Below are 19,591 nucleotides of genomic sequence, written 5' to 3'. Positions count from 1 at the left end.
CACAAAGACGAGTTACTCATCGCCCAAAATTATCGATTATCAAGGTAGATAATCGATAAAGCATATGCCATGAATGAATTTTTACGTAATGCCAACGTTAAAATTGACTATACCTGTTTATCAACAAAACGTTGTAATGACTGTAATATTACAGGAAAGTTTTCCCCGCCAAGTCCTAAACGAAAATATGCCCCTGGTAGCCCAAATAAACAGGCTGGATAAACGAATATTCCCGTTTGCTCGGCAAGTTTTTCAGCCCAGTTAAGTATCGGTATTTCGGTATGACATTTAACTAATGTGAGTAAACCTGCTTGGGGAGGATGCCAACTAAAATATGCCTTGTTTTTTTCGATAAATAGCTGAAATAAGATAATATTTTTTTTGATGATGGTATTATTTTTTGTGATTATTTTTTGGTGATTTTCCAGAGCAATTTCTGCTAATTTTTCATCAACAATAGAGGTGCAGATCGACCCTTGTGCTTTTACTGCTAAGAGTTTTTTCAAAAAAGACTTACTTTTAGACATTGCCCAGCCGATACGAAGACCCGCCAAGCCAAAGCTCTTTGATAACACCGACACAACAATAGCGCGATCGTAATCTAAATAACGATGGGATAGATCAACATTATTATAGTTACTCGCTTGGGATACATCGTCCGCTAAAAGGTAGCAATTAAATTGTTTTGCTATCGCTAAAATTTGCTCAGCGAATTTAGTCTCTATTATGCTACCGCTTGGATTATGGGGCGAATTGAGGACAATTAATCGGGTGTTTTCGTTTACTAAGGCTAAAAGTTCTTGCTGATTAATCTGCCAGCTTTGTTGAAAATCAACCGTTAGGCACTTTACGGTTATTCCCATCTGCTCTGCCATTGTTACTAAAGAGGGATAACACGGTGTGATCACCACAATTTCAATGGCTGATTGTTGCTCAACACTAGTACTGTTTGTTATTTCATCTTCAAGAAGCACTGTTTGGTAAATAGCAGACAACGCTTCTTGGGCGCCACAAAAGGTTAAAACATTGTCAGCCGTGAGTTGCGCTTGATGATGATTATAATCTTGATGAAAAGCGGCAATAAGTGATCGTAAACGGTGACTTCCACTTATCGACGCATAAGATAACACCTGATCACCCAACAACGCTTCGAGGCTAGTTTCACCTAAAAGGCACAATTGCGCTGCGGACAACGACTGTCCGCAAGAGTTACTCAAATTGTGCTTAATAGTGACCTTTTGATTTTCTGCAAGCTGTTGACCAAAGGCGATATGTGCCGGTAAAATATTTTTCATCACTGGCTATACTTTCCGCTGCCAAACCGACATTTCGGTGGTTGTCACGGTATAAGTACATTCGTTTTTCTTAATCACTCTCGTTAAGGGCTGTGCATCTAAAAAAATAAACTCTTCCGCTAATTTTTCCTGTAAACCATCAAAGCCAATAACATTTTCACCATTGACTTTAAGCCCACCCAACCAATTTTCTTTTTCAGTGTGTTTCGCTGAGTATTGATGGTCGGTTAATACAAAAAGTAAACCTTGTTTATTAAGTCGCTTAGACAGTGTGGCTAACAACTGTTTAGGTTGATAACTTTTTTCTAGCGCATGCTCTACTAAAATCGCATCATAACCTTTAAAAATAGGTTTTAAATTGCTCGCATCACCCTGACTAAAAACAATTTGGTCAGCGTTGTTGTTTAGCGCTAACACCTTAAGAGACACCTCATGAAAACTCTGTATGTCACCAGAAATAACGTTGGTGTAACGGAGTGTTTTCTGTTGTTGAAGTTGCACACCAAATTGAATATAACGCGCAGAAAAATCTACCGCATCAATATGCTGAAAATGCGCTGACAACTCAAAAGCAGTTCGTCCAACACTACAACCTAAGTTCAATAACTTGTCGGTATTAATGCCCAGAGCTTTTACTTTACTAAGCAATAATTGGCTAACTTGTTGTGAATAGTTTTCAACACTTAAATGTTGATCACCATAATGACTTTCGAGTTGCTGACAAACTTCACGATCAGTTTCATATCGATTAACCGGCGTTAATGGTATTTTGCCATCGATATTTTCAACATAACGAAAACCAGCATGCTGAGTAAAGTGACGACGAAAAGCATAACGAGACGACGGAATGGTTTCATTGCCGGTAGAAATCCATGAACCGCCTTTAATTAAGTTATGTTTACCATCAAAGGTTGGCGTAGAAAAATCATCATAAAGTGGATGAACTTTAAACCCCTCATAACCATCTATTGCTGACTCATTCCATTGCCATACATTGCCAATAACATCATAAAAATCCCCCGTTGAAAATTCATCAATCGGGCATGAAGAAGCGTAACGGGCTAAGTTTATATTACCTAATACTTGTTCTTCATTATCGCTGGCATTATTGATTAGACAATGCCACTGTGCTTCAGTAGGCATAGCAATATTTTTTTGAGTTTGTTCACTTTTCCAATGACAGAAAGCTTTCGCTTCTAAGTAGTTCACTTCTGCAGGCCAATTCAAAGGTAAAGGCATTTCATTAAGTAAGTTGCGCTGCACGTATTCATCGTTATTTTTTCGCCAAAAACGTGGCATTTCAGCTTTAGTGAAACTTAGCCACTTTTGCCCTTCTTCGCTCCAATAATGTGGCTTTTTGTAACCACCTGCATCGATAAAAGCTAAAAACTCTTGATTAGAGACTAAATATTTAGAAGCTGAAAAGGCACTAACCTCAACAGATAACTCACCATATTCGTTGTCCCAGCCGTAAGTTTCATCGGTCAACTTTTTCCCTAATACAATAGATTGTTCTGTAACAGGTAATAATTCGTTCGCTGGAGCCGTTGAAAAATGAGCACAACTTGTCCATTGTCCCGCAACTTCAGATGGTTGTGTTAAGCAATCTAGCGGTAACATGCGCATAATAACTGATGAAGTCTCAAGATGGATGCGTTCATGCTCACAGCCCATCAATATCACCCAAGCTAACGAGTCTTGTTTGATAGGTAAGCTAATTTCCATGGTATCAATAAGGTTATTAACCACAGTGAAAACTTGTTGACGGTATTCTCTTACTTCATCAACATTAGGCCAGTCGTAATGCTCACTGTTGAGATCATCCCAGCTCATTTCATCAACACCAACAGCGCAAACAGCTTCTAACTTGGTATTAACACGCTTATTAATGTACTTACCCAAAAGTAATTTATTAATAAAGAAGGTAGCCGTATGGCCAAAATAAAAAATAAGTGGATGGCGTAAAGTCTCAGGCCGTAAATAATAGGCTTCATCTTTGTTGATTAAAGCAAACAACGACTCGTAAGTCGTCCAAGTATTATGGAAGTAACTTTTTAGCTCGGCGCGTTTATCATCTGTAGATAAACCATTAAGCTGTGGGGTAATATTTTGATTATTAATAAGAGTCATATTTTATTTTTAAATTAATTATGATGTATGAGTGAGAATAAGTTTTTGTTGATACGGCGCTAAAATCATTTGCTTTATTTTATCACCTAATAATAACTGCCCTGATATCTGTTCACCATATGAACAAGTAAATAACTTATTTAAACGTTCACTAAACCAGTGGTCGTTATCAAATAAGGATATTGCACCTACGCATTTTGTCAAAGTATTATCATACAATGATGAAGGTAAATTTTGCTGATGAACTTCTTTACGGAGCAATCTTCGGCAGTTATCACTGTTATATACTTCAAGTGCATCAATTAAGTTCAATAAAGAATAAATAATATTAAAATAAGCATTATATTGCATACTTGAAGCGCCAATTCTATGTTCGATACGGGCGGTTTTTTGCCAGTTCTGCTGTTTAACTAAGACTTTATTGTTATGATCATAAAGTAAGGGTTCTTCACCCATCGCCTGATTATGCTTTCCTACTTCTTTGTACAAAGCGATACTGCCCTGGTGCCCACCTGAAATATCGATAGGTGAACATAACTCAGCTGCTAAGCCATATTTACTTTTTAATGCTAAACGCTCAAACGCTTCTTCTTCAGGTAAATATATTAAACAACAGTTTAAACTCGTATCAAGAAAACATTGCTGCAAATATTCACCAAACCCGCGTTCAACTATAATGTTCTTACCTGTGCTATCAATGGCACTAATATTCATTTGTACTGCATTAGGAATATGAACAGCCCGTGTTTCAGTGGTGAATATATCGCCGCTACCACTGGCTAATTTACCTTTATCACCAGACCAGACAACCGGTTTAATTAATGTTTTACTGATACCTTGTTCAGCAAATAATCGTGGTAAAAACTTTATTGCTCGGCTTAAATTCTCTGCTTCTTTTAAAGGTGACTGGCCGTTAAATAAAGAAACATACTCCCACTGACTATTCCAATACTCCGGCACTAATTCGCCATCAATTCCTGCATGAACTAGCTGACGATTAATTTTTTGGTAGTCCAATGAGAACTTTTTTATTTTACTATCGAGTTGATAACAACCTTCTAATTCAAAATGAATTACAGGGGTAAAACCAAGCTGTTTTATATAGCTTTGTAATAAGAGAATGGCTTGAACAGTTAACGGTGTTGTATTATTCATAAGAGGTAATGGCTTTCTATTGATATATAACCACATTGTTTTTACCGTTATGCTTTGCCTGATAAAGGGCAGCATCGGCATGTAGATATAATGCTTCGCTCGTAGGGCTAATTTGAGACAAGGAAGCAATACCGATACTCACCGTAATATGCAACCCTGGATTTTCTGGAAAAACTTGCTGGCTAATTTTTTTCAAAAGTCGTTCAGCAATTACTTTACATTGCTTTTCATCAGTACGAGGTAAAATACATAAGAACTCTTCCCCCCCAATACGGCCAATGATATCTTCAGTACGAAACACATCATGGCAAAGATCAGCTAATTTTTTAATAACTGAATCGCCAACAGGGTGACCAAAAGTATCATTCACACTTTTAAAGTCATCAATATCAAACAAAATAACCGATAATTTTGTTTTTTCAACTAAAATATCTTTACAGTAATTTGATAAATATTCGAAAATATAGCGACGATTATATAAATTTGATAAAGGGTCTTTAATGGATATCGCGTACATTTTTTTATTGTTTTTATACTGAATGGCTATCACAGTAATCACAATCACACCGCCACATAGAATAAATATCAATAAATATACGTTCTGTCGTTTTTGTTGATTAAATGACTCACTTTCTAACATGGAAACTTTTTCTCGTTGTTGAGTCAGTGCATTTTCAATATACTTTCGCTCGTTTTCCATTGCCGCTCGGGCACTGGTTAAGCGTGTGCTAGAATTTTTCACCAATAATTTGTTATATTGTTGATAATACTGACGAGATAATTGAAACGCTTCACTGTCATTATTTCTTGCGTGAGCAAGCTCTGAGCCAAGCTTTATTACTTCAAGTTGCCATTTAGTTCCTACCAATTCAGGTAACGACATAAATATATTTTCAGCTTTAGTCAACGATGCTTGAGCTTGTTCCAATTCACCTAATTGAATAAAGCAGTGAACTTGTTGCTTGTATAACTCAGCGTTATAGTCAATTAATCCATTGAGTGTTAATGCGCGATTAATAACCGTGATCGCTTGTAAACAATCACCTTTTTCAGCGAGTGTCATCCCTAAACCATAGGCAGAGAAAAAAGAAATTTCGGTGTTAGGAGTATAAGCGATTTTTTTTTGATAAAGCTCAAAATAGTGAATCGCTTGATCGTATTTTTGCCAGTAACGATAAGTTGCAGCAATGCCATAAATAGCTTCTGAGACATGCGCGGGATAATTCAAACGTTCATAAGTGTTTAGCGCTTTTTGATAGTATTCAATCGACTTTTCGTAATCATCTAAATAACCATAAATAGCACCGTAAGTTTCATTGATAACGGCAATCAGAAAATATTCTTTTAATGCATAGGCTTCCAAATAAGCCTCCTGCATTTCATTTAACGACAACTCATAAAGTTCAGTGATACTTTTTGTATAGGCAAGCTCTTGCTTAGCAATAATAAATAAATAGGTTAAGTTGCTTTTCTTAGCTATAGCCATCGCTTTACGAAGAATAAGTACAGAATCAGCATACTGTGCATCTCGGCGATAAATAAGACCTTGGTAAATATAAAGACTACTTTGAATTTTGAGTGGTGTTTTAACATCAATAAGTGCAACAGCTTGGGCAACTGTTTTATTAAAATCTTCATAGAAGTAAAGTAAATTTTCTGCTTGCGCTTTACGTAATAACCACCAAAGTTGGTGTAACTTAGGCATATCAGAAAAAACATTCTCTAAGGTTAATAATTTTTGATATGTTTGCAAAGGCCGTTGGCGTATTTCATCATCCATGTCTAGCTGACTAAATGGCACATCAGCTTGGGCTACTGATAGCATATTGTTATTTGCCAGCGATTGCCCACATAGACAAGCAAACATAATAAAGACAAACGAAAGAAATCGACAACAATCAAACTTCATGACACATCCGTGATCAATGATATTTCTATATTTATTCCAGAATTTAACTGTAGCATAGCCATTTTTTTAAAACGAGTTAAAGCATTTATTTGTAAGACTATTAATATAGTAACCCATAACGCTCAAGGTTAATCATTGTAGAGTTTGTTAAAGGCGCTCAATTTAAAACCTTGCAGGTATTGCTCGCCAACCTTTATTACCGGCACAGATCTAAAGTTTGCTCGGCGAAACTCTTTTTGTCCTGCCGCCGTTTTTACATTACATAAACGATATGGAATGTTGTTTTTTTCAAAGTACGTTTTCGCCGTATCACAATGCGGGCAGTTGCTCATACTATATAAAACAATTTTTTTCACGAGGCTCGATTTCCTTTATTATTGATGCAAAGGGTTATTATCAATAACACGCTTTTTGAAAGCATACTCTCAATACGTTTTTGACTACTGAACTTGCTAGTTTACATCAATTGACCTTAAGAAAAACATTCACAATTAATGCAAAGGTAGTGTTAATTGTTCGCCTTACCCTATTTCCCTTTTAAGAGCGTAAGCAATTATAGACACTTTAGTTACGTTACCACCATTAAAATCGACTGTAATAGAGGTAGTAGACACTTAGCATTAGCGAGTTATAAACCTTTAAGTTATGATAAAAGTACAGGTTAAACGTTAACAAATAGAAAGAGCAATAGACATGGAAGCAAACCAAGTAAATACGAGTTCACCTTTAATAAAAACCTTTGTTTGGAGTAGAAACATTCGCTTATTCCATTGGTTAAATGTCTTGTCTGTATTACTGCTTATTGTTTTTGGCAGTATTATTTATTTTAGTAAAGATTTAGGTGTTTCAACTGACGGTAAAGTACTGCTTAAAACAATTCATGTTTGGATTGGTTATGTTTTTGCAACAAATTTAATTTTTAGAATTATCTTAGGCTTTGTGGGTAAAGGCTTTGAACGTTGGGGACAAACACTCCCTTTTAGTAAAGCATTTAAGAAAGAGCTTGCTGATTTTAAACAAGATAAAAATAAAGTCTTTAAAGGTCATAGTCCACTTGGAAAAATGATGGTTGCCGCATTCATGATAAGCCTGACGGTGCAAATGGTTTCTGGTTTAGTCATTGCTGGTACCGATATTTATTACCCGCCGTTTGGCCAATATTTTGCTAGCAGTATTGCTCAAGATAAAAGCCAGGTGGCAATAATTAAACCTTACAGTAAAGAAAATATTGATGCTGATGCGTACAAAGAAATGCGTAGCTTTAGAAAACCATTTATAACGGCACACGTTTATAGTTTTTACATTTTATTGCTCTTGATCCCACTACATATTTTAGCGGTATTTTTTGCTGAGCGACGTGAGAAACATTCTATTGTTTCTGCAATGATCCATGGTTATAAGTATTTACCAAAAGATAAATGATCTCCTTGAGCTTCGCTAAATAGCGAAGCTCAAATTTAGCCATTAGGTGCAATAGGCATAACATATTAATGATGTTAATTTCACTCATAAAAATGAGCTGCCATACCACCGACGAATGCCATCAAACGAGCACTATTTTCACTACTTCAATTGCTATTTAATTGTCTCTGCATCATTTGCATACTCCTCAAATTTTAAGGACAGTATCTCTATAAAATATAATGCACGGTTAAAGAACAAAACAAACACTGTATAAAACATCAGTTATTGTGCTAAGCTTATTTTAATGGATAGTGTTGACCCATGGAAATTCTATTGAAACTATATATCGCCGAAAAACCAAGCTTAGGACGCGCAATTGCCGCAGCGCTACCCAAACCTCACAAAAGTCAAAAGGGCTATATTGAACTTGGCAATGGTGATGTGGTGAGCTGGTGTATTGGCCATATCCTTGAGCAAGCAGATCCCGAAGTTTATAACGATGACTTTAAGAAATGGCGAATGGATCACTTGCCTATTATTCCTGAGCAATGGCAGTTAACGCCAAAAGCACAAACACGTTCACAGCTTACCGTACTGCGTAAACTGGTTAAGAGTGCAAGCGAAATTATTCATGCTGGCGATCCCGACAGAGAAGGTCAATTACTGGTTGATGAAGTTATTGATTTTTTAAAGGTCTCTAAAACTAAAAAGCAACAAGTTAAACGTTTATTGATCAGCGATTTAAATTTACCTGCCGTAAAAAGGTCACTCAACGCATTAAAAAGTAACCAAGATTTCATGCCTTTATCTATTTCAGCACTAGCTCGTTCTCGGGCTGATTGGTTATACGGTATAAATCTGACTCGGGCTTATACCTTACAAGGACAAAAAGCAGGTTTTAATGGTGTACTTTCAGTGGGTCGAGTACAAACACCACTGTTAGGTTTAGTCGTAGAAAAAGATCGCCAAATAGCACACTTTATTCCTCATGATTATTTCGATGTTTATGCAGATATTATTACACCAGCCGGTGAGAAATTTATCGCTAAATGGCAGCCCAGTGATGCTTGTGCACCTTACATGGATGACAATAAAAAAATTATTAACAAAGCACTTGCAGAAAACGTGGTTGGCCGTATCGCAGCAAAACCCGCCAAGGTTGCCTTAGTCACCGAACAAGACAAAAAACAATTTGCCGCACTCCCTTATAATTTATCTTCATTACAAATTGATGCCGCCAAACAGTTTTCTATGAACGCAAAACTAGTACTTGATGTTTGTCAGGCCTTGTATGAAAAACATAAACTGATCACTTATCCGAGATCCGACTCTAGATACTTACCCGTCGAACATCATCAGCAAGCGAGTTCTATTATTAAAATATTAGCTGACTCAAACAATAAATACGCCGAATTTGCTAAAGGCGCTGACTGTAGCATTAAAAGTAAGACTTGGAATAACAGCAAAGTAAGTGCTCACCACGCCATTATTCCAACAGAAAAATCAACCAATAATATTGCGCTTAATTCTTTTGAAATAAATATTTATCAGTTAATTGTTCGCCAATATCTTGCACAGTTTTATCCTCCTTATTGCTACCAGCAAACGCAAGTAGAGCTTGATATAGCGCAAGGGAAATTCACAGTTAATGCAAAGGTCCCACAACAACTGGGTTGGAAAGTTATGTTCCAATCAAGAAAAACACAAAACAACCTGTCGTCTAATAGCGAACAAGACGCATTGTCAGAACAAATTTTACCAAAATTAACTCAGGGTGAAACTCTACATTGTGAACAAGGTTTAATTGCTGAGAAGGTGACACAGGCACCAAAAGCCTACAACGATGCAACACTACTCAGTGCGATGACAGGTATTGCTCGTTTTGTTCAAAATACAGAAATTAAAAAAATTCTCAAAGGTACTGATGGCTTAGGTACAGAAGCGACTCGAGCGGGTATTATTGATTTACTCTTTAAACGTGGGTTTTTACAGCGTATAGGAAAGAATATAACGGCTACAGATATTGGCACCTCACTAATAAACGCTTTACCTAAAATGGCTACAACACCAGACATGACGGCACAATGGGAAGCAACCCTTACAGATATTAGTGAACGAAAAAGTAACTATCAAAATTTTATTACGCCATTAACGGCAACATTAAAGAGTATGGTGGCTGAAGCCGGACAGCAATCTTTTGATCAACTGCCAAAGATACCTTTTAAGCGAAAAGCTAAAAGGAAACCCCGCTTTAAAAAAGCAGGATAATTTCCTTTATTATCTTTATACCTTCACCGCAACGCTCCTGTGAAAATATAAAGAAGGTGGCTAATTAAGAATGCCCGTTAGTATTAATACCGAGATCACGGCCAAACATAATAATAGCGTACGCTTTGCTAATCTCACCAATAAACAAGGCTCTGCGGTACAATCATCAGGGTCGACCATAAAGTCTTCAGATTTTTGTGCCACACTGATCAATATTTGATTAGGTTGTTTGTTGATATCAAAAAAGTTTTCTAACCATACTGGCATTGCTTTCGAAAAGTGCCCTACTAGCATGTAACCAAAAGCCACAAGGCGAACCGGTAACCAGTCAACCCAAAATAATATATCTTTTAATAGTGGCGTTTTATTTTTTTCAATATTATCTATTGGCGTAGCTTCAGCTTTACTTTCGGCATTTACATTAATATCAGCTTCATCATTTTCAGTATCTACACTCTCTTCTTTTGCCACGTTTTCGAATATTTCAGGCGATTCATTCATGGTAACCAATAAACGATAAAATAGTGCGCCTGCTGGTCCAAAAACAACAAAGAAAATCATAATAGCAATAAAGTATCGGTAGTTTAACCACACTAATAGTTGACCAAAACTCATTGGCGCGCTGCTAGTGTCTTGTTGTAGTTGGCTATGGTGCAATTCACAGGTTGTCGGTTCACCTCGAAAAGCTGACAATAAGTAATCTTTATAGCACTGTCGAGTTTTAACACAACCAAAACAAATAATTAAGATGAGAGTTGAAAAGACCAAATAGAGTAAGCCATCATCAACAAGTTCGAGTAATAAATCGCAAGCAATTACAGGTATGGCAATAAAAATCAATTGAGACACAATTGACTGCTTAGCTAAATGCATTAGTTTAGAGCGTTTAAATAAACCAACATAAGCATGAAAATAAGTTTTAAACTGCCATGATGTTGTCGACAAGTAACGTTCAGCGGCTAATGCAATAAGTAAGCTAATAAGACTCATAAGATTTTCCTAATTTTTTAATACACTTTTTAAGTGAGTATATACCCTTTGCTATTGAATTAACTAGACTTTAAACAATCATGAAAATGTTGCCAATTAAAAGCATTGCCCGGATCTGTTTTTCTTCCAGGAGCAATGTCACTGTGCCCTGCTATATTATTTTTAATACTTGGGTAATTTTGTTGGAGCGTTTGGGTTAATTGTGCCAACGAGTGATATTGCGCGGTTGTGTAAGGAATATCATCCGCTCCTTCTAATTCAATACCAATAGAAAAATCATTACATCTATCTCGTCCTTGATATGAAGATACACCAGCATGCCACGCTTTATCGTCGAACGAAACATATTGAATAATTTGCCCCTCTCTGGTGATTAGACAATGGGCTGATACTTTTAATTGAGCAATTTCATCAAAATACGGATGAGCTTTTACATCTAACTTGCCTAAAAAAAAGTCAGTAATATATCCACCACCAAATTGTTTTGGCGGTAGTGATATATTGTGCACAACCAACAAGTTTACTGTGTCGGTTTTCTCTCGCATGCTAAAATGTGGCGATTTTTGCTGCTCTTCATTAACAAGCCAACCCAAACTGATGGGCATATTGCATTTATGCTTTATTGCTAATTTATTTTTAAAGTCTTTCGTCATACAATGGCGTTACTATTTGATTTTCAAGATCTGTATGTAGAGTATGACTGAATTTGATCCGACAAACAAAATGGGAAAAATATTTATTTGGCTAGCTTGGTTCTTTGCCTTAGCATTATTGGTGTTTTTTTTTCAAGATGTACTTGATAAGCAATGGGATCCGAATAAAGACCCTCAAATGAATTTAAATAGTCAAGGTAAAGCCGAAGTAACACTGCAGCAAGACCGCCAAGGGCATTATGTAGTACATGGTGAAATCAATGAGTTGCCGGTAGTTTTTTTACTTGATACAGGAGCAACTCAAGTGTCAATTCCAGCGCACATTGCCGAAGAATTACAGTTAAAGGGTTATGGTTCGTCACGCGTTAACACAGCAAATGGCACGACCACTGTTTATCAAACAAAATTACAACAACTGAGTATTGGTAATATCTATTTGTATGATGTTGCCGCCCACATCAACCCCAGTATGCAATCAAATCAAATTCTATTGGGCATGAGCGCACTAAAAAGGGTAGAATTCAGTCAAGTAGGTAAGCAACTTATTTTACGTGAACGATAACTTACCAACGAAGATCTACTCGCTATTAGCGACCAACTGAAAACTGACTTAATTACTTACAAACAAGAGAATAAAATTCAATGCTTAGTGTGCAACTACAACATGATATTAAAAAAACAGTAACGTGGGCATTATGTGAAGACTTGGGCGTTGATAACGCTAATGCATTAAAAAATAGCCAAGATATTACGGCTGAACTCATTCCGGCTCAAAATATCGCGGTTGCTAATATCATTACCCGCGAAGATTGTATCGTTTGTGGTGTTGCTTGGGTAAATGAAGTTTTTGCACAGCTCGATGCTATTTACGGTACTCAAACTCATATCACTTGGTTTGTTAACGATGGCGAGAGTGTTAAGGCCAATACCACTTTATTTGAATTGTCGGGTAACGCACGCATTCTGCTTACTGGCGAACGTAGTGCTTTAAATTTTTTACAGTCACTTTCTGGTACGGCAACATTAACCAGTACTTATGTAAAAGAGTTGTCAGACACGAACACGAAATTGCTTGATACCCGTAAAACCATCCCAGGTTTACGTAGCGCGCAAAAATATGCTGTAAAATGTGGTGGCGGTGTTAATCACCGTATTGGTTTATTTGATGCTTTCTTAATTAAAGAGAATCATATTGCTGCGTGTGGTGGTATTGAAAAGTCGATTCAAACCGCTCGAAAAAATCATCCAAACTTAACCGTTGAAGTCGAAGTTGAAAGTATAGACGAACTCAACCAAGCGCTAATTGCAGGCAGCGATATTATTATGCTTGATAACTTTAGTCATGAGATGATTGAACAAGCCGTTATAGCAACCGCTGAAATTTCACAAGGTAAAACAAAGTTAGAAGTTTCTGGCAACATGACCATAGAAACGCTGAAAAGTTACGCAAAAGCAGGCGTTGATTTTATTTCTGTGGGCGCCTTAACTAAAAATATCAACGCCATTGACCTTTCTATGCGCTTTGTTTAGCAGTTAATTACCGAAAAATAGTTAAAAAGTTGTTATTTATTAACTGCTTTTTAACTAAAAGCCAAAAAAAGCCAAAAAAAGTGTCACAAAATTTTACATTTCCTAATTTTTGTCGCAAGATGAATTCAGCCCCCGTAATTATGTATGGAAATACCTATTATGAAAAATGTAAAATCTTTAAAAAATAAATCTTTAAATAAAGCCAAGGGTTTTACCCTTATTGAATTAATGATCGTTGTTGCAATCATCGGTATTTTAGCCGCAGTTGCACTGCCTGCTTATCAAGATTACACAAAGAAAGCTAAATTCTCTGAGGTAGTTTCTGCGTCAGGCGCAGCTAAAACAGCTATTGAAATTTGTTTTCAGACTGAAGGTACCTTAATTGGCTGTACAGCTGGTGCATTTGGTATCCCTGCGGATATCGTTGCAGCTGAAGGTTATGTAGCAGGTCTAACAACGGCTGATGGCGTTATAAGCGCTACAGGTACTGCTGATGTAGATGGCCTAACATATATTATTACTCCTGTTGCAGCCGCATCAGGCAAGCTTGTTTGGGATCAAACGGGTACTTGTGAAGCTGCTGGCTGGTGTAAGTAATTAGCTAATTGCATACTGGAAAGCTCCTACTCCTAATAGTAGGGGCTTTTTTTATACCTTGTCTTTTCAACTCTTCCTTTTTACGAAACTCAAAATGAATTAAGCTATACTTATAATATACATTATGAGTAAATAGATAATATTACCCTACCGCTAAAAGGTTGCCATGAAAGGTCATCATAAACAATCAAGTGTTTTAACTGCGCTTTCAAAGCATGATATTGTCGACAAAAACATGGTCGATAGTATTGGTGCTGAATTCCTTCAGCAATCAAAACCTTTTATACGATTTCTCATTGAAGACAAAAATTTAAACGCTGATAACATTGCCACCATACTGGCTCGCAGTTTTGGTTATCCAATCATAGACCTTAATGCTTTTGATACGGCGATGATCCCCGATGGTATTCGCAACGAAAAATTGATCCGTAAACATAATGCTCTCCCCTTATTTTTACGCGGCAAAGTTTTATTTGTCGCGATGTCGGATCCAACCAATCTAGATGCTTTAGAAGATATTCAATTTAACACCGGGTTTCCTACCGAATTAGTGTTAACGAATGATCAAAACTTACAAGTCTTTATTGATAAAATCCTTGAAGAAGAAAGTGATGCCTTAGATATTACCGATATTGATGCTGCGGAACTTGCAGGTATTGACGTTCAAGAAGAACGTAAAGAAGATGATGTCGCTACAGGCGATAAAGAAGATGCACCCATTGTCGTCTATATCAATAAGATATTACTCGATGCTATTCGCAAAGGGGCTTCAGATTTACACTTTGAACCTTACGAAAAATCTTACCGTATACGCTTTCGTGTTGATGGTATTTTAACTGAGATGGCAAAGCCGCCAGTATCACTTGCCTCTCGTATGGCTGCACGTTTAAAAGTAATGTCAAAACTCGATATCGCTGAAAGGCGAGTCCCCCAAGATGGACGGATAAAATTAGCCTTGTCCAAGAAAAAATCAATTGATTTTCGTGTCTCAACCTTACCGACAATGTGGGGTGAAAAAGTTGTAATGCGTATACTTGACTCTTCAAGTGCGATGTTAGGTATTGAAATGCTGGGCTATGAGCCTGCACAAAAGCAAATTTACATGGACGCTTTAGAGCAACCACAAGGTATGATATTAGTCACTGGACCCACAGGTTCAGGTAAAACAGTTTCTCTTTACACCGGGTTAAATATTCTTAATACCGAAGAGCGTAATATATCAACAGCAGAAGATCCCGTAGAAATAAATTTAGATGGAGTCAATCAAGTACAAATTAATGTGCGTGCCGGTTTAACTTTCCCTAATGCACTCCGCTCTTTTCTTCGTCAAGATCCCGATATTGTAATGGTAGGGGAAATTCGTGATCTTGAAACCGCTGAAATTGCCATTAAAGCCGCACAAACCGGACACTTAGTGTTGTCCACGTTACACACAAATTCAGCATCAGAAACCCTGACTCGATTATTAAATATGGGTGTTCCTTCATATAACGTTGCCAGTTCGGTCAGTATTATTATTGCCCAGCGTTTAGCTAGACGTTTATGTAATCGTTGTAAAGTTGAAGATGTTATACCTAGACCTGAACTAGAAAAACAAGGTTTTACCCCTGCACAACTTAACGAAATAAAATTATTTAAACCCGTAGGTTGCGATCAATGTACGGGGGGCTACAAAGGTCGTGTTGGTGTTTATGAAGTGATAAAAATCAGTGAGAAAATGTCTTCTATTATTATGGAAGGCGGTAATTCTATGGATATCGCTCAGCAGTGTCAGAAAGAAGGTTACAATAACTTACGCCAATCTGGCTTAGAAAAAGCACATCAAGGTGTAACGAGCTTGGCTGAAATAAACCGTGTGACTACAGCCTAGTTAAGCCAGCCAACTATTATTTTTATAGATGTTGACTAGTATTAAAATTATAAACAATTTAACTTTTACAGGTAACCAATAAAATGGCAAATTCAGGGGCTAAGAAACGAAAATTACCACAAGCTAAAGCTCTTGATATTTTTATATGGCAAGGTGTGAACCGCAAAGGTAAAAAGGTCAATGGTGAGCTTCCCGCGGCAAGCATGCTTGAATTAAAATCTCAGCTACGCAAACAAGGTATCACCCCAGGTAAAGTAAAGAAAAAGGCCAAATCAATTTTTGGTAATGCTAATGACAAGAAAATATTACCCGCTGACATTGCTATTGTTACCCGGCAAATAGCAACAATGCTTGGCGCTGGTGTTCCTTTAGTTCAAACGGTTGAAATGATTGGTAAAGGTCATAGCAATGGTAATATGCAACGGTTGTTAGGAGACATCAGTAATAAACTACAATCAGGTATTCCTTTATCAGAATGTTTACGTGACCATCCTAAATATTTTGATGACTTATATTGTGATTTAGTTAATTCTGGCGAGCAATCAGGCGCACTTGAGACCATTTATGATCGAATTGCTACCTATAAAGAAAAAGCTGAAGCGTTAAAATCTAAAATAAAAAAAGCAATGACTTATCCTATCTCTGTATTAGTAATAGCATTCATTGTAACCTCGATATTATTAATTTTTGTTGTGCCTGTATTTCAAGATATTTTTGCCAGTTTTGGGGCTGAGCTACCCGCTTTCACGATGTTAGTCATCGCTATATCTGAATTTATGCAAGCATATTGGTATTTAGGTTTAGCGGGAATATTTATAGGAGTTTACTTTTTTAAAAAAGCCCACCTTAATAGTCAAAGTTTCAGAGACAGTATTGATAGAAAAATACTGAAAATTCCTGTTATTGGTTCCCTACTCGAAAAAGCGGCGGTTGCCCGCTACGCGAGAACACTTTCCACCACATTCGCAGCGGGTGTTCCTTTACCTGACGCTTTAGAGTCTGCAGCAGGTGCTTCGGGTAATGCGGTATTTCGTGATGCGATTTTAGAAATTCGTGCCGAAGTATCGTCAGGTATGCAAATGAACTTAGCAATGCGTAACTGTAATATTTTTCCTGACATGGTCATACAAATGGTCGCCATTGGCGAAGAGTCAGGCGCCGTCGATGATATGCTTGCAAAAGTAGCAACTATTTATGAACAGCAAGTCGATGATGCAGTAGACTCTCTAACCAGTTTATTAGAACCGATGATAATGGCCGTTCTCGGCGTTGTTATTGGCGGATTAATTATCGCTATGTATTTGCCTATTTTTGAGATCGGCAAAATAGTTTAGTTTGTCGTACTGACGGTTCCTAATAATGTTCAAAATACTATTTAACAATAACAATAAAAGGATTTATCTTGTCTGAATTCATTCAACTATTAGAAAGTAACTCATTGTTTTTTTATGGCTTAGTTTTTGTTTTATCGTTAATGATAGGCAGCTTCTTAAATGTAGTTATTTATCGTTTTCCAAAGATGCTCGAACAAGATTGGTACTATGAGTGTCGAGAATTCCTTGCCGACGAGCTTAAAGATTCGCCCTCAAAAGAAGCAACTACTATCACCTTGTCAACGCCAAATTCTACCTGCCCACATTGCCAACACAGTATTCGTGTTTACGAAAATATTCCAGTGATCAGCTGGTTATTTTTAAGAGGAAAATGTAGTCAGTGTAAAAATCCAATTTCAGCACGTTATCCATTGATTGAAATATCCACCGCCTTATTAAGCTTAGTTATCGCTCAACATTTTGGTGTCACTCTTATTACCTGCTATGCCCTAATACTCACTTGGGGATTGGTTGCCTTAACGATGATCGACTTTGATCACATGTTACTACCCGACCAAATTGTTTTACCTTTATTATGGCTCGGATTAATAGCCAACTTATCAAATGGACTTGTGCCTATTGAAGATGCTGTTATAGGCGCAATTGCAGGTTATAGCAGCTTGTTCATTATTTTTTGGTTATTTAAATTAGCAACAGGCAAAGAAGGTATGGGGTTTGGGGACTTCAAGTTATTTGCACTCTTTGGCGCTTGGATTGGTTGGCAATTACTTCCCTTGCTTATTTTAATGGCTTCAGTAGTAGGGGCCATTATCGGTATCAGTTTAATGCTTTTTAAAAATCATCAAAAAGAACAAGCAATTCCATTTGGTCCCTATCTTGCGATTGCTGGGTGGATCACTCTTTTATGGGGAAACAACATATGGTCATGGTACCTTCAACAAGTTCTATAATTGTATGAGCATTAATAGTACTCAAAAAATCGTTATTGGTTTAACTGGTGGTATAGGTAGCGGTAAAACCACTATCGCCAATTTTTTTAGGGATTTAGGTGTCGATATTGTTGATGCCGACATTGCAGCACGAACAGTTGTTGAGCCTGGCAGCATTGCGCTTGCTAAAATATCACAACATTTTGGTTTGCAGTTTATTCAGCCCGACGGCACACTTAATCGATCTTTACTGCGTAGCCAAATATTCAGTAATGAACAAGACAAACATTGGCTCAACAATTTATTACACCCGTTAATAAGACAAACAATGCTAGAAGAAATACAGCAAAGCCAATCTCCGTATTGCTTACTTGTTGCTCCGCTACTTATAGAGAATAATTTACAAAGTTTAGTCGCACGTATTTTAGTGATTGATATTAAAGAATCTGAGCAAGTTAAACGAGCTGCTTCAAGAGACCCCAGTTCAATTGATGAAATTAAACGTATTATGGCGAGTCAAATATCAAGAGAAAAACGTTTAACATATGCAGATGATATTATAAATAATAGCCAAAGTGATTTAAGTATTATAAAAAATGATGTCATAAAGCTTGACCTAAAATACCGAAATTTGGCATCAAATTAGTAAATTTGTACAAATTTCAATGTTTTTAGTAAAAAAATTCGCCATTTCTGTTAGGTGTAGTTAGTATGGAAAATTAATCACCAAACTTTAGTGATGACAATAAATTAATGACAAAAATTTTATATGAACATCCGCTTAACGAACGGATACGTAACTACCTTAAACTCGAGCATTTGTTTACTCAAGCAGAAGATTGTTTGCAACGTAAGATTTCAGTGAGTCATCAGGTTTTTTTTAACGCGTTATTTGCCATTATTGATACATTAGAACGAAATGATGTGCGCGGTGATCTCATAAAAGATCTGGAGAAGTTAGAACAAAACCTAGTTATTTGGTCACAAGCACCAGAAATTGACTCAAGTGTTCTAGCTGAGAACCTACAACAGACTGTAGAGCTTATTTGCCAACTAAAACCTAATACGCCGCAATGGGCTCAACTTAAGCATGATAAGTTCCTAGCGACGCTAAAACAACGCTTTGCCATGCAAGGTGGCAGCTCAAGCTTTGATTTACCACAGTTGCAGTTTTGGTTACATCAAGACAGCGAAATACTCGCTGAAGATGTACAAGGTTGGTTAGCTTTGTTAGATCAAATCAGAAGCGCTTTAGCTATTATATTAAAATTTATTCGTCAACGAGCAAATTTCACCCAAATTAATACTGAGAGCGGTTTTTACCAAGACAATGGTGAAGGTATTTTATTACTTCGTATTAAGGTCGACCAAACATCACTTTATTACCCAACCGTTAGTGGCAGCCGTTTGCGCTACTCAATTCGGTTTATGTCACCTTGTGATAAAACAGGCCGTAAGTATTCAAACAAAGCCACTTCATTTGAATTGGCGCGCTGTTAGTATTTTTATTATTTATTTTGTATAATC

General features: G+C 36.9%; 17 protein-coding genes. 10 read left to right on the top strand and 7 right to left on the bottom strand.

Going from position 1 to position 19,591, the window contains the following annotated elements; genetic code table 11:
- Positions 1-107: 107 nt before the first annotated feature.
- The 5 genes from H4J39_RS10540 to H4J39_RS10520 form a co-directional block, all read right to left on the bottom strand.
- Positions 108-1,295: an aminotransferase class I/II-fold pyridoxal phosphate-dependent enzyme gene (locus H4J39_RS10540; protein ID WP_259368821.1), complete on the bottom strand. Its 1,188-nt coding sequence runs from the start codon at positions 1,293-1,295 to the stop codon at positions 108-110.
- A 6-nt stretch (positions 1,296-1,301) separates the two neighbouring features.
- On the bottom strand, positions 1,302-3,425 hold the full coding sequence (gene ovoA, locus H4J39_RS10535) for a 5-histidylcysteine sulfoxide synthase (protein WP_182228067.1): 2,124 nt from the start codon (positions 3,423-3,425) through the stop codon (positions 1,302-1,304).
- A gap of 18 nt (positions 3,426-3,443) precedes the next feature.
- Positions 3,444-4,580 carry a hypothetical protein gene (locus tag H4J39_RS10530; protein ID WP_182228065.1) on the bottom strand — a complete coding sequence of 379 codons (1,137 nt, stop codon included), beginning with the start codon at positions 4,578-4,580 and terminating at the stop codon, positions 3,444-3,446.
- A 16-nt stretch (positions 4,581-4,596) separates the two neighbouring features.
- Entirely contained in the window at positions 4,597-6,489 is a 1,893-nt protein-coding gene (locus H4J39_RS10525) for a tetratricopeptide repeat-containing diguanylate cyclase (RefSeq protein ID WP_182228063.1), read from the bottom strand.
- 128 nt (positions 6,490-6,617) lie between these two features.
- Complete coding sequence (locus tag H4J39_RS10520) at positions 6,618-6,845, bottom strand: glutaredoxin family protein (protein WP_182228061.1); 228 nt, start codon at positions 6,843-6,845, stop codon at positions 6,618-6,620.
- A 337-nt stretch (positions 6,846-7,182) separates the two neighbouring features.
- On the opposite strand from H4J39_RS10520, the gene H4J39_RS10515 reads away from it, so the two are divergent.
- On the top strand, positions 7,183-7,911 hold the full coding sequence (locus H4J39_RS10515; protein WP_182228059.1) for a cytochrome b/b6 domain-containing protein: 729 nt from the start codon (positions 7,183-7,185) through the stop codon (positions 7,909-7,911).
- A gap of 315 nt (positions 7,912-8,226) precedes the next feature.
- The gene (locus H4J39_RS10510) at positions 8,227-10,161 is read left to right on the top strand and encodes a DNA topoisomerase III (protein WP_182228057.1); all 1,935 of its coding nucleotides are present in this window, start codon (positions 8,227-8,229) and stop codon (positions 10,159-10,161) included.
- A 60-nt stretch (positions 10,162-10,221) separates the two neighbouring features.
- Here H4J39_RS10510 and ampE read toward each other — a convergent pair whose 3' ends face one another.
- Positions 10,222-11,151, bottom strand: coding sequence for a beta-lactamase regulator AmpE (gene ampE, locus H4J39_RS10505; RefSeq protein ID WP_182228055.1), 930 nt, complete (start codon positions 11,149-11,151; stop codon positions 10,222-10,224).
- A gap of 59 nt (positions 11,152-11,210) precedes the next feature.
- Entirely contained in the window at positions 11,211-11,756 is a 546-nt protein-coding gene (gene ampD / locus H4J39_RS10500; protein WP_182228443.1) for a 1,6-anhydro-N-acetylmuramyl-L-alanine amidase AmpD, read from the bottom strand.
- A gap of 91 nt (positions 11,757-11,847) precedes the next feature.
- On the opposite strand from ampD, the gene H4J39_RS10495 reads away from it, so the two are divergent.
- The 8 genes from H4J39_RS10495 (at position 11,848) to zapD (ending at position 19,564) form a co-directional block, all read left to right on the top strand.
- Positions 11,848-12,366, top strand: coding sequence for a TIGR02281 family clan AA aspartic protease (locus tag H4J39_RS10495; RefSeq protein WP_182228053.1), 519 nt, complete (start codon positions 11,848-11,850; stop codon positions 12,364-12,366).
- Positions 12,367-12,455: 89 nt separating this feature from the next.
- Positions 12,456-13,334 carry a carboxylating nicotinate-nucleotide diphosphorylase gene (gene nadC / locus H4J39_RS10490; RefSeq protein WP_404842690.1) on the top strand — a complete coding sequence of 293 codons (879 nt, stop codon included), beginning with the start codon at positions 12,456-12,458 and terminating at the stop codon, positions 13,332-13,334.
- 159 nt (positions 13,335-13,493) lie between these two features.
- Positions 13,494-13,931: a prepilin-type N-terminal cleavage/methylation domain-containing protein gene (locus tag H4J39_RS10485; RefSeq protein WP_182228049.1), complete on the top strand. Its 438-nt coding sequence runs from the start codon at positions 13,494-13,496 to the stop codon at positions 13,929-13,931.
- Positions 13,932-14,097: 166 nt separating this feature from the next.
- Positions 14,098-15,801 carry a type IV-A pilus assembly ATPase PilB gene (gene pilB, locus H4J39_RS10480; protein WP_182228047.1) on the top strand — a complete coding sequence of 568 codons (1,704 nt, stop codon included), beginning with the start codon at positions 14,098-14,100 and terminating at the stop codon, positions 15,799-15,801.
- Positions 15,802-15,884: 83 nt separating this feature from the next.
- A complete protein-coding gene (locus H4J39_RS10475) occupies positions 15,885-17,135 on the top strand; it encodes a type II secretion system F family protein (RefSeq protein WP_182228045.1) in 1,251 nt (416 codons plus the stop codon).
- 68 nt (positions 17,136-17,203) lie between these two features.
- The gene (locus tag H4J39_RS10470) at positions 17,204-18,085 is read left to right on the top strand and encodes an A24 family peptidase (RefSeq protein ID WP_259368809.1); all 882 of its coding nucleotides are present in this window, start codon (positions 17,204-17,206) and stop codon (positions 18,083-18,085) included.
- A gap of 4 nt (positions 18,086-18,089) precedes the next feature.
- A complete protein-coding gene (gene coaE / locus H4J39_RS10465) occupies positions 18,090-18,710 on the top strand; it encodes a dephospho-CoA kinase (protein ID WP_182228043.1) in 621 nt (206 codons plus the stop codon).
- A gap of 107 nt (positions 18,711-18,817) precedes the next feature.
- A complete protein-coding gene (gene zapD / locus H4J39_RS10460) occupies positions 18,818-19,564 on the top strand; it encodes a cell division protein ZapD (RefSeq protein ID WP_182228041.1) in 747 nt (248 codons plus the stop codon).
- The last annotated feature ends 27 nt before the right edge of the window (positions 19,565-19,591 follow it).

Origin of the sequence: Colwellia sp. Bg11-12, from assembly GCF_014076955.1 — a bacterium.
Classification (GTDB): Bacteria; Pseudomonadota; Gammaproteobacteria; order Enterobacterales; family Alteromonadaceae; genus Colwellia_A.
The sequence above is the reverse complement of the archived record's forward strand: the minus strand, read 5'-3'. Positions and strand labels throughout refer to the sequence as shown.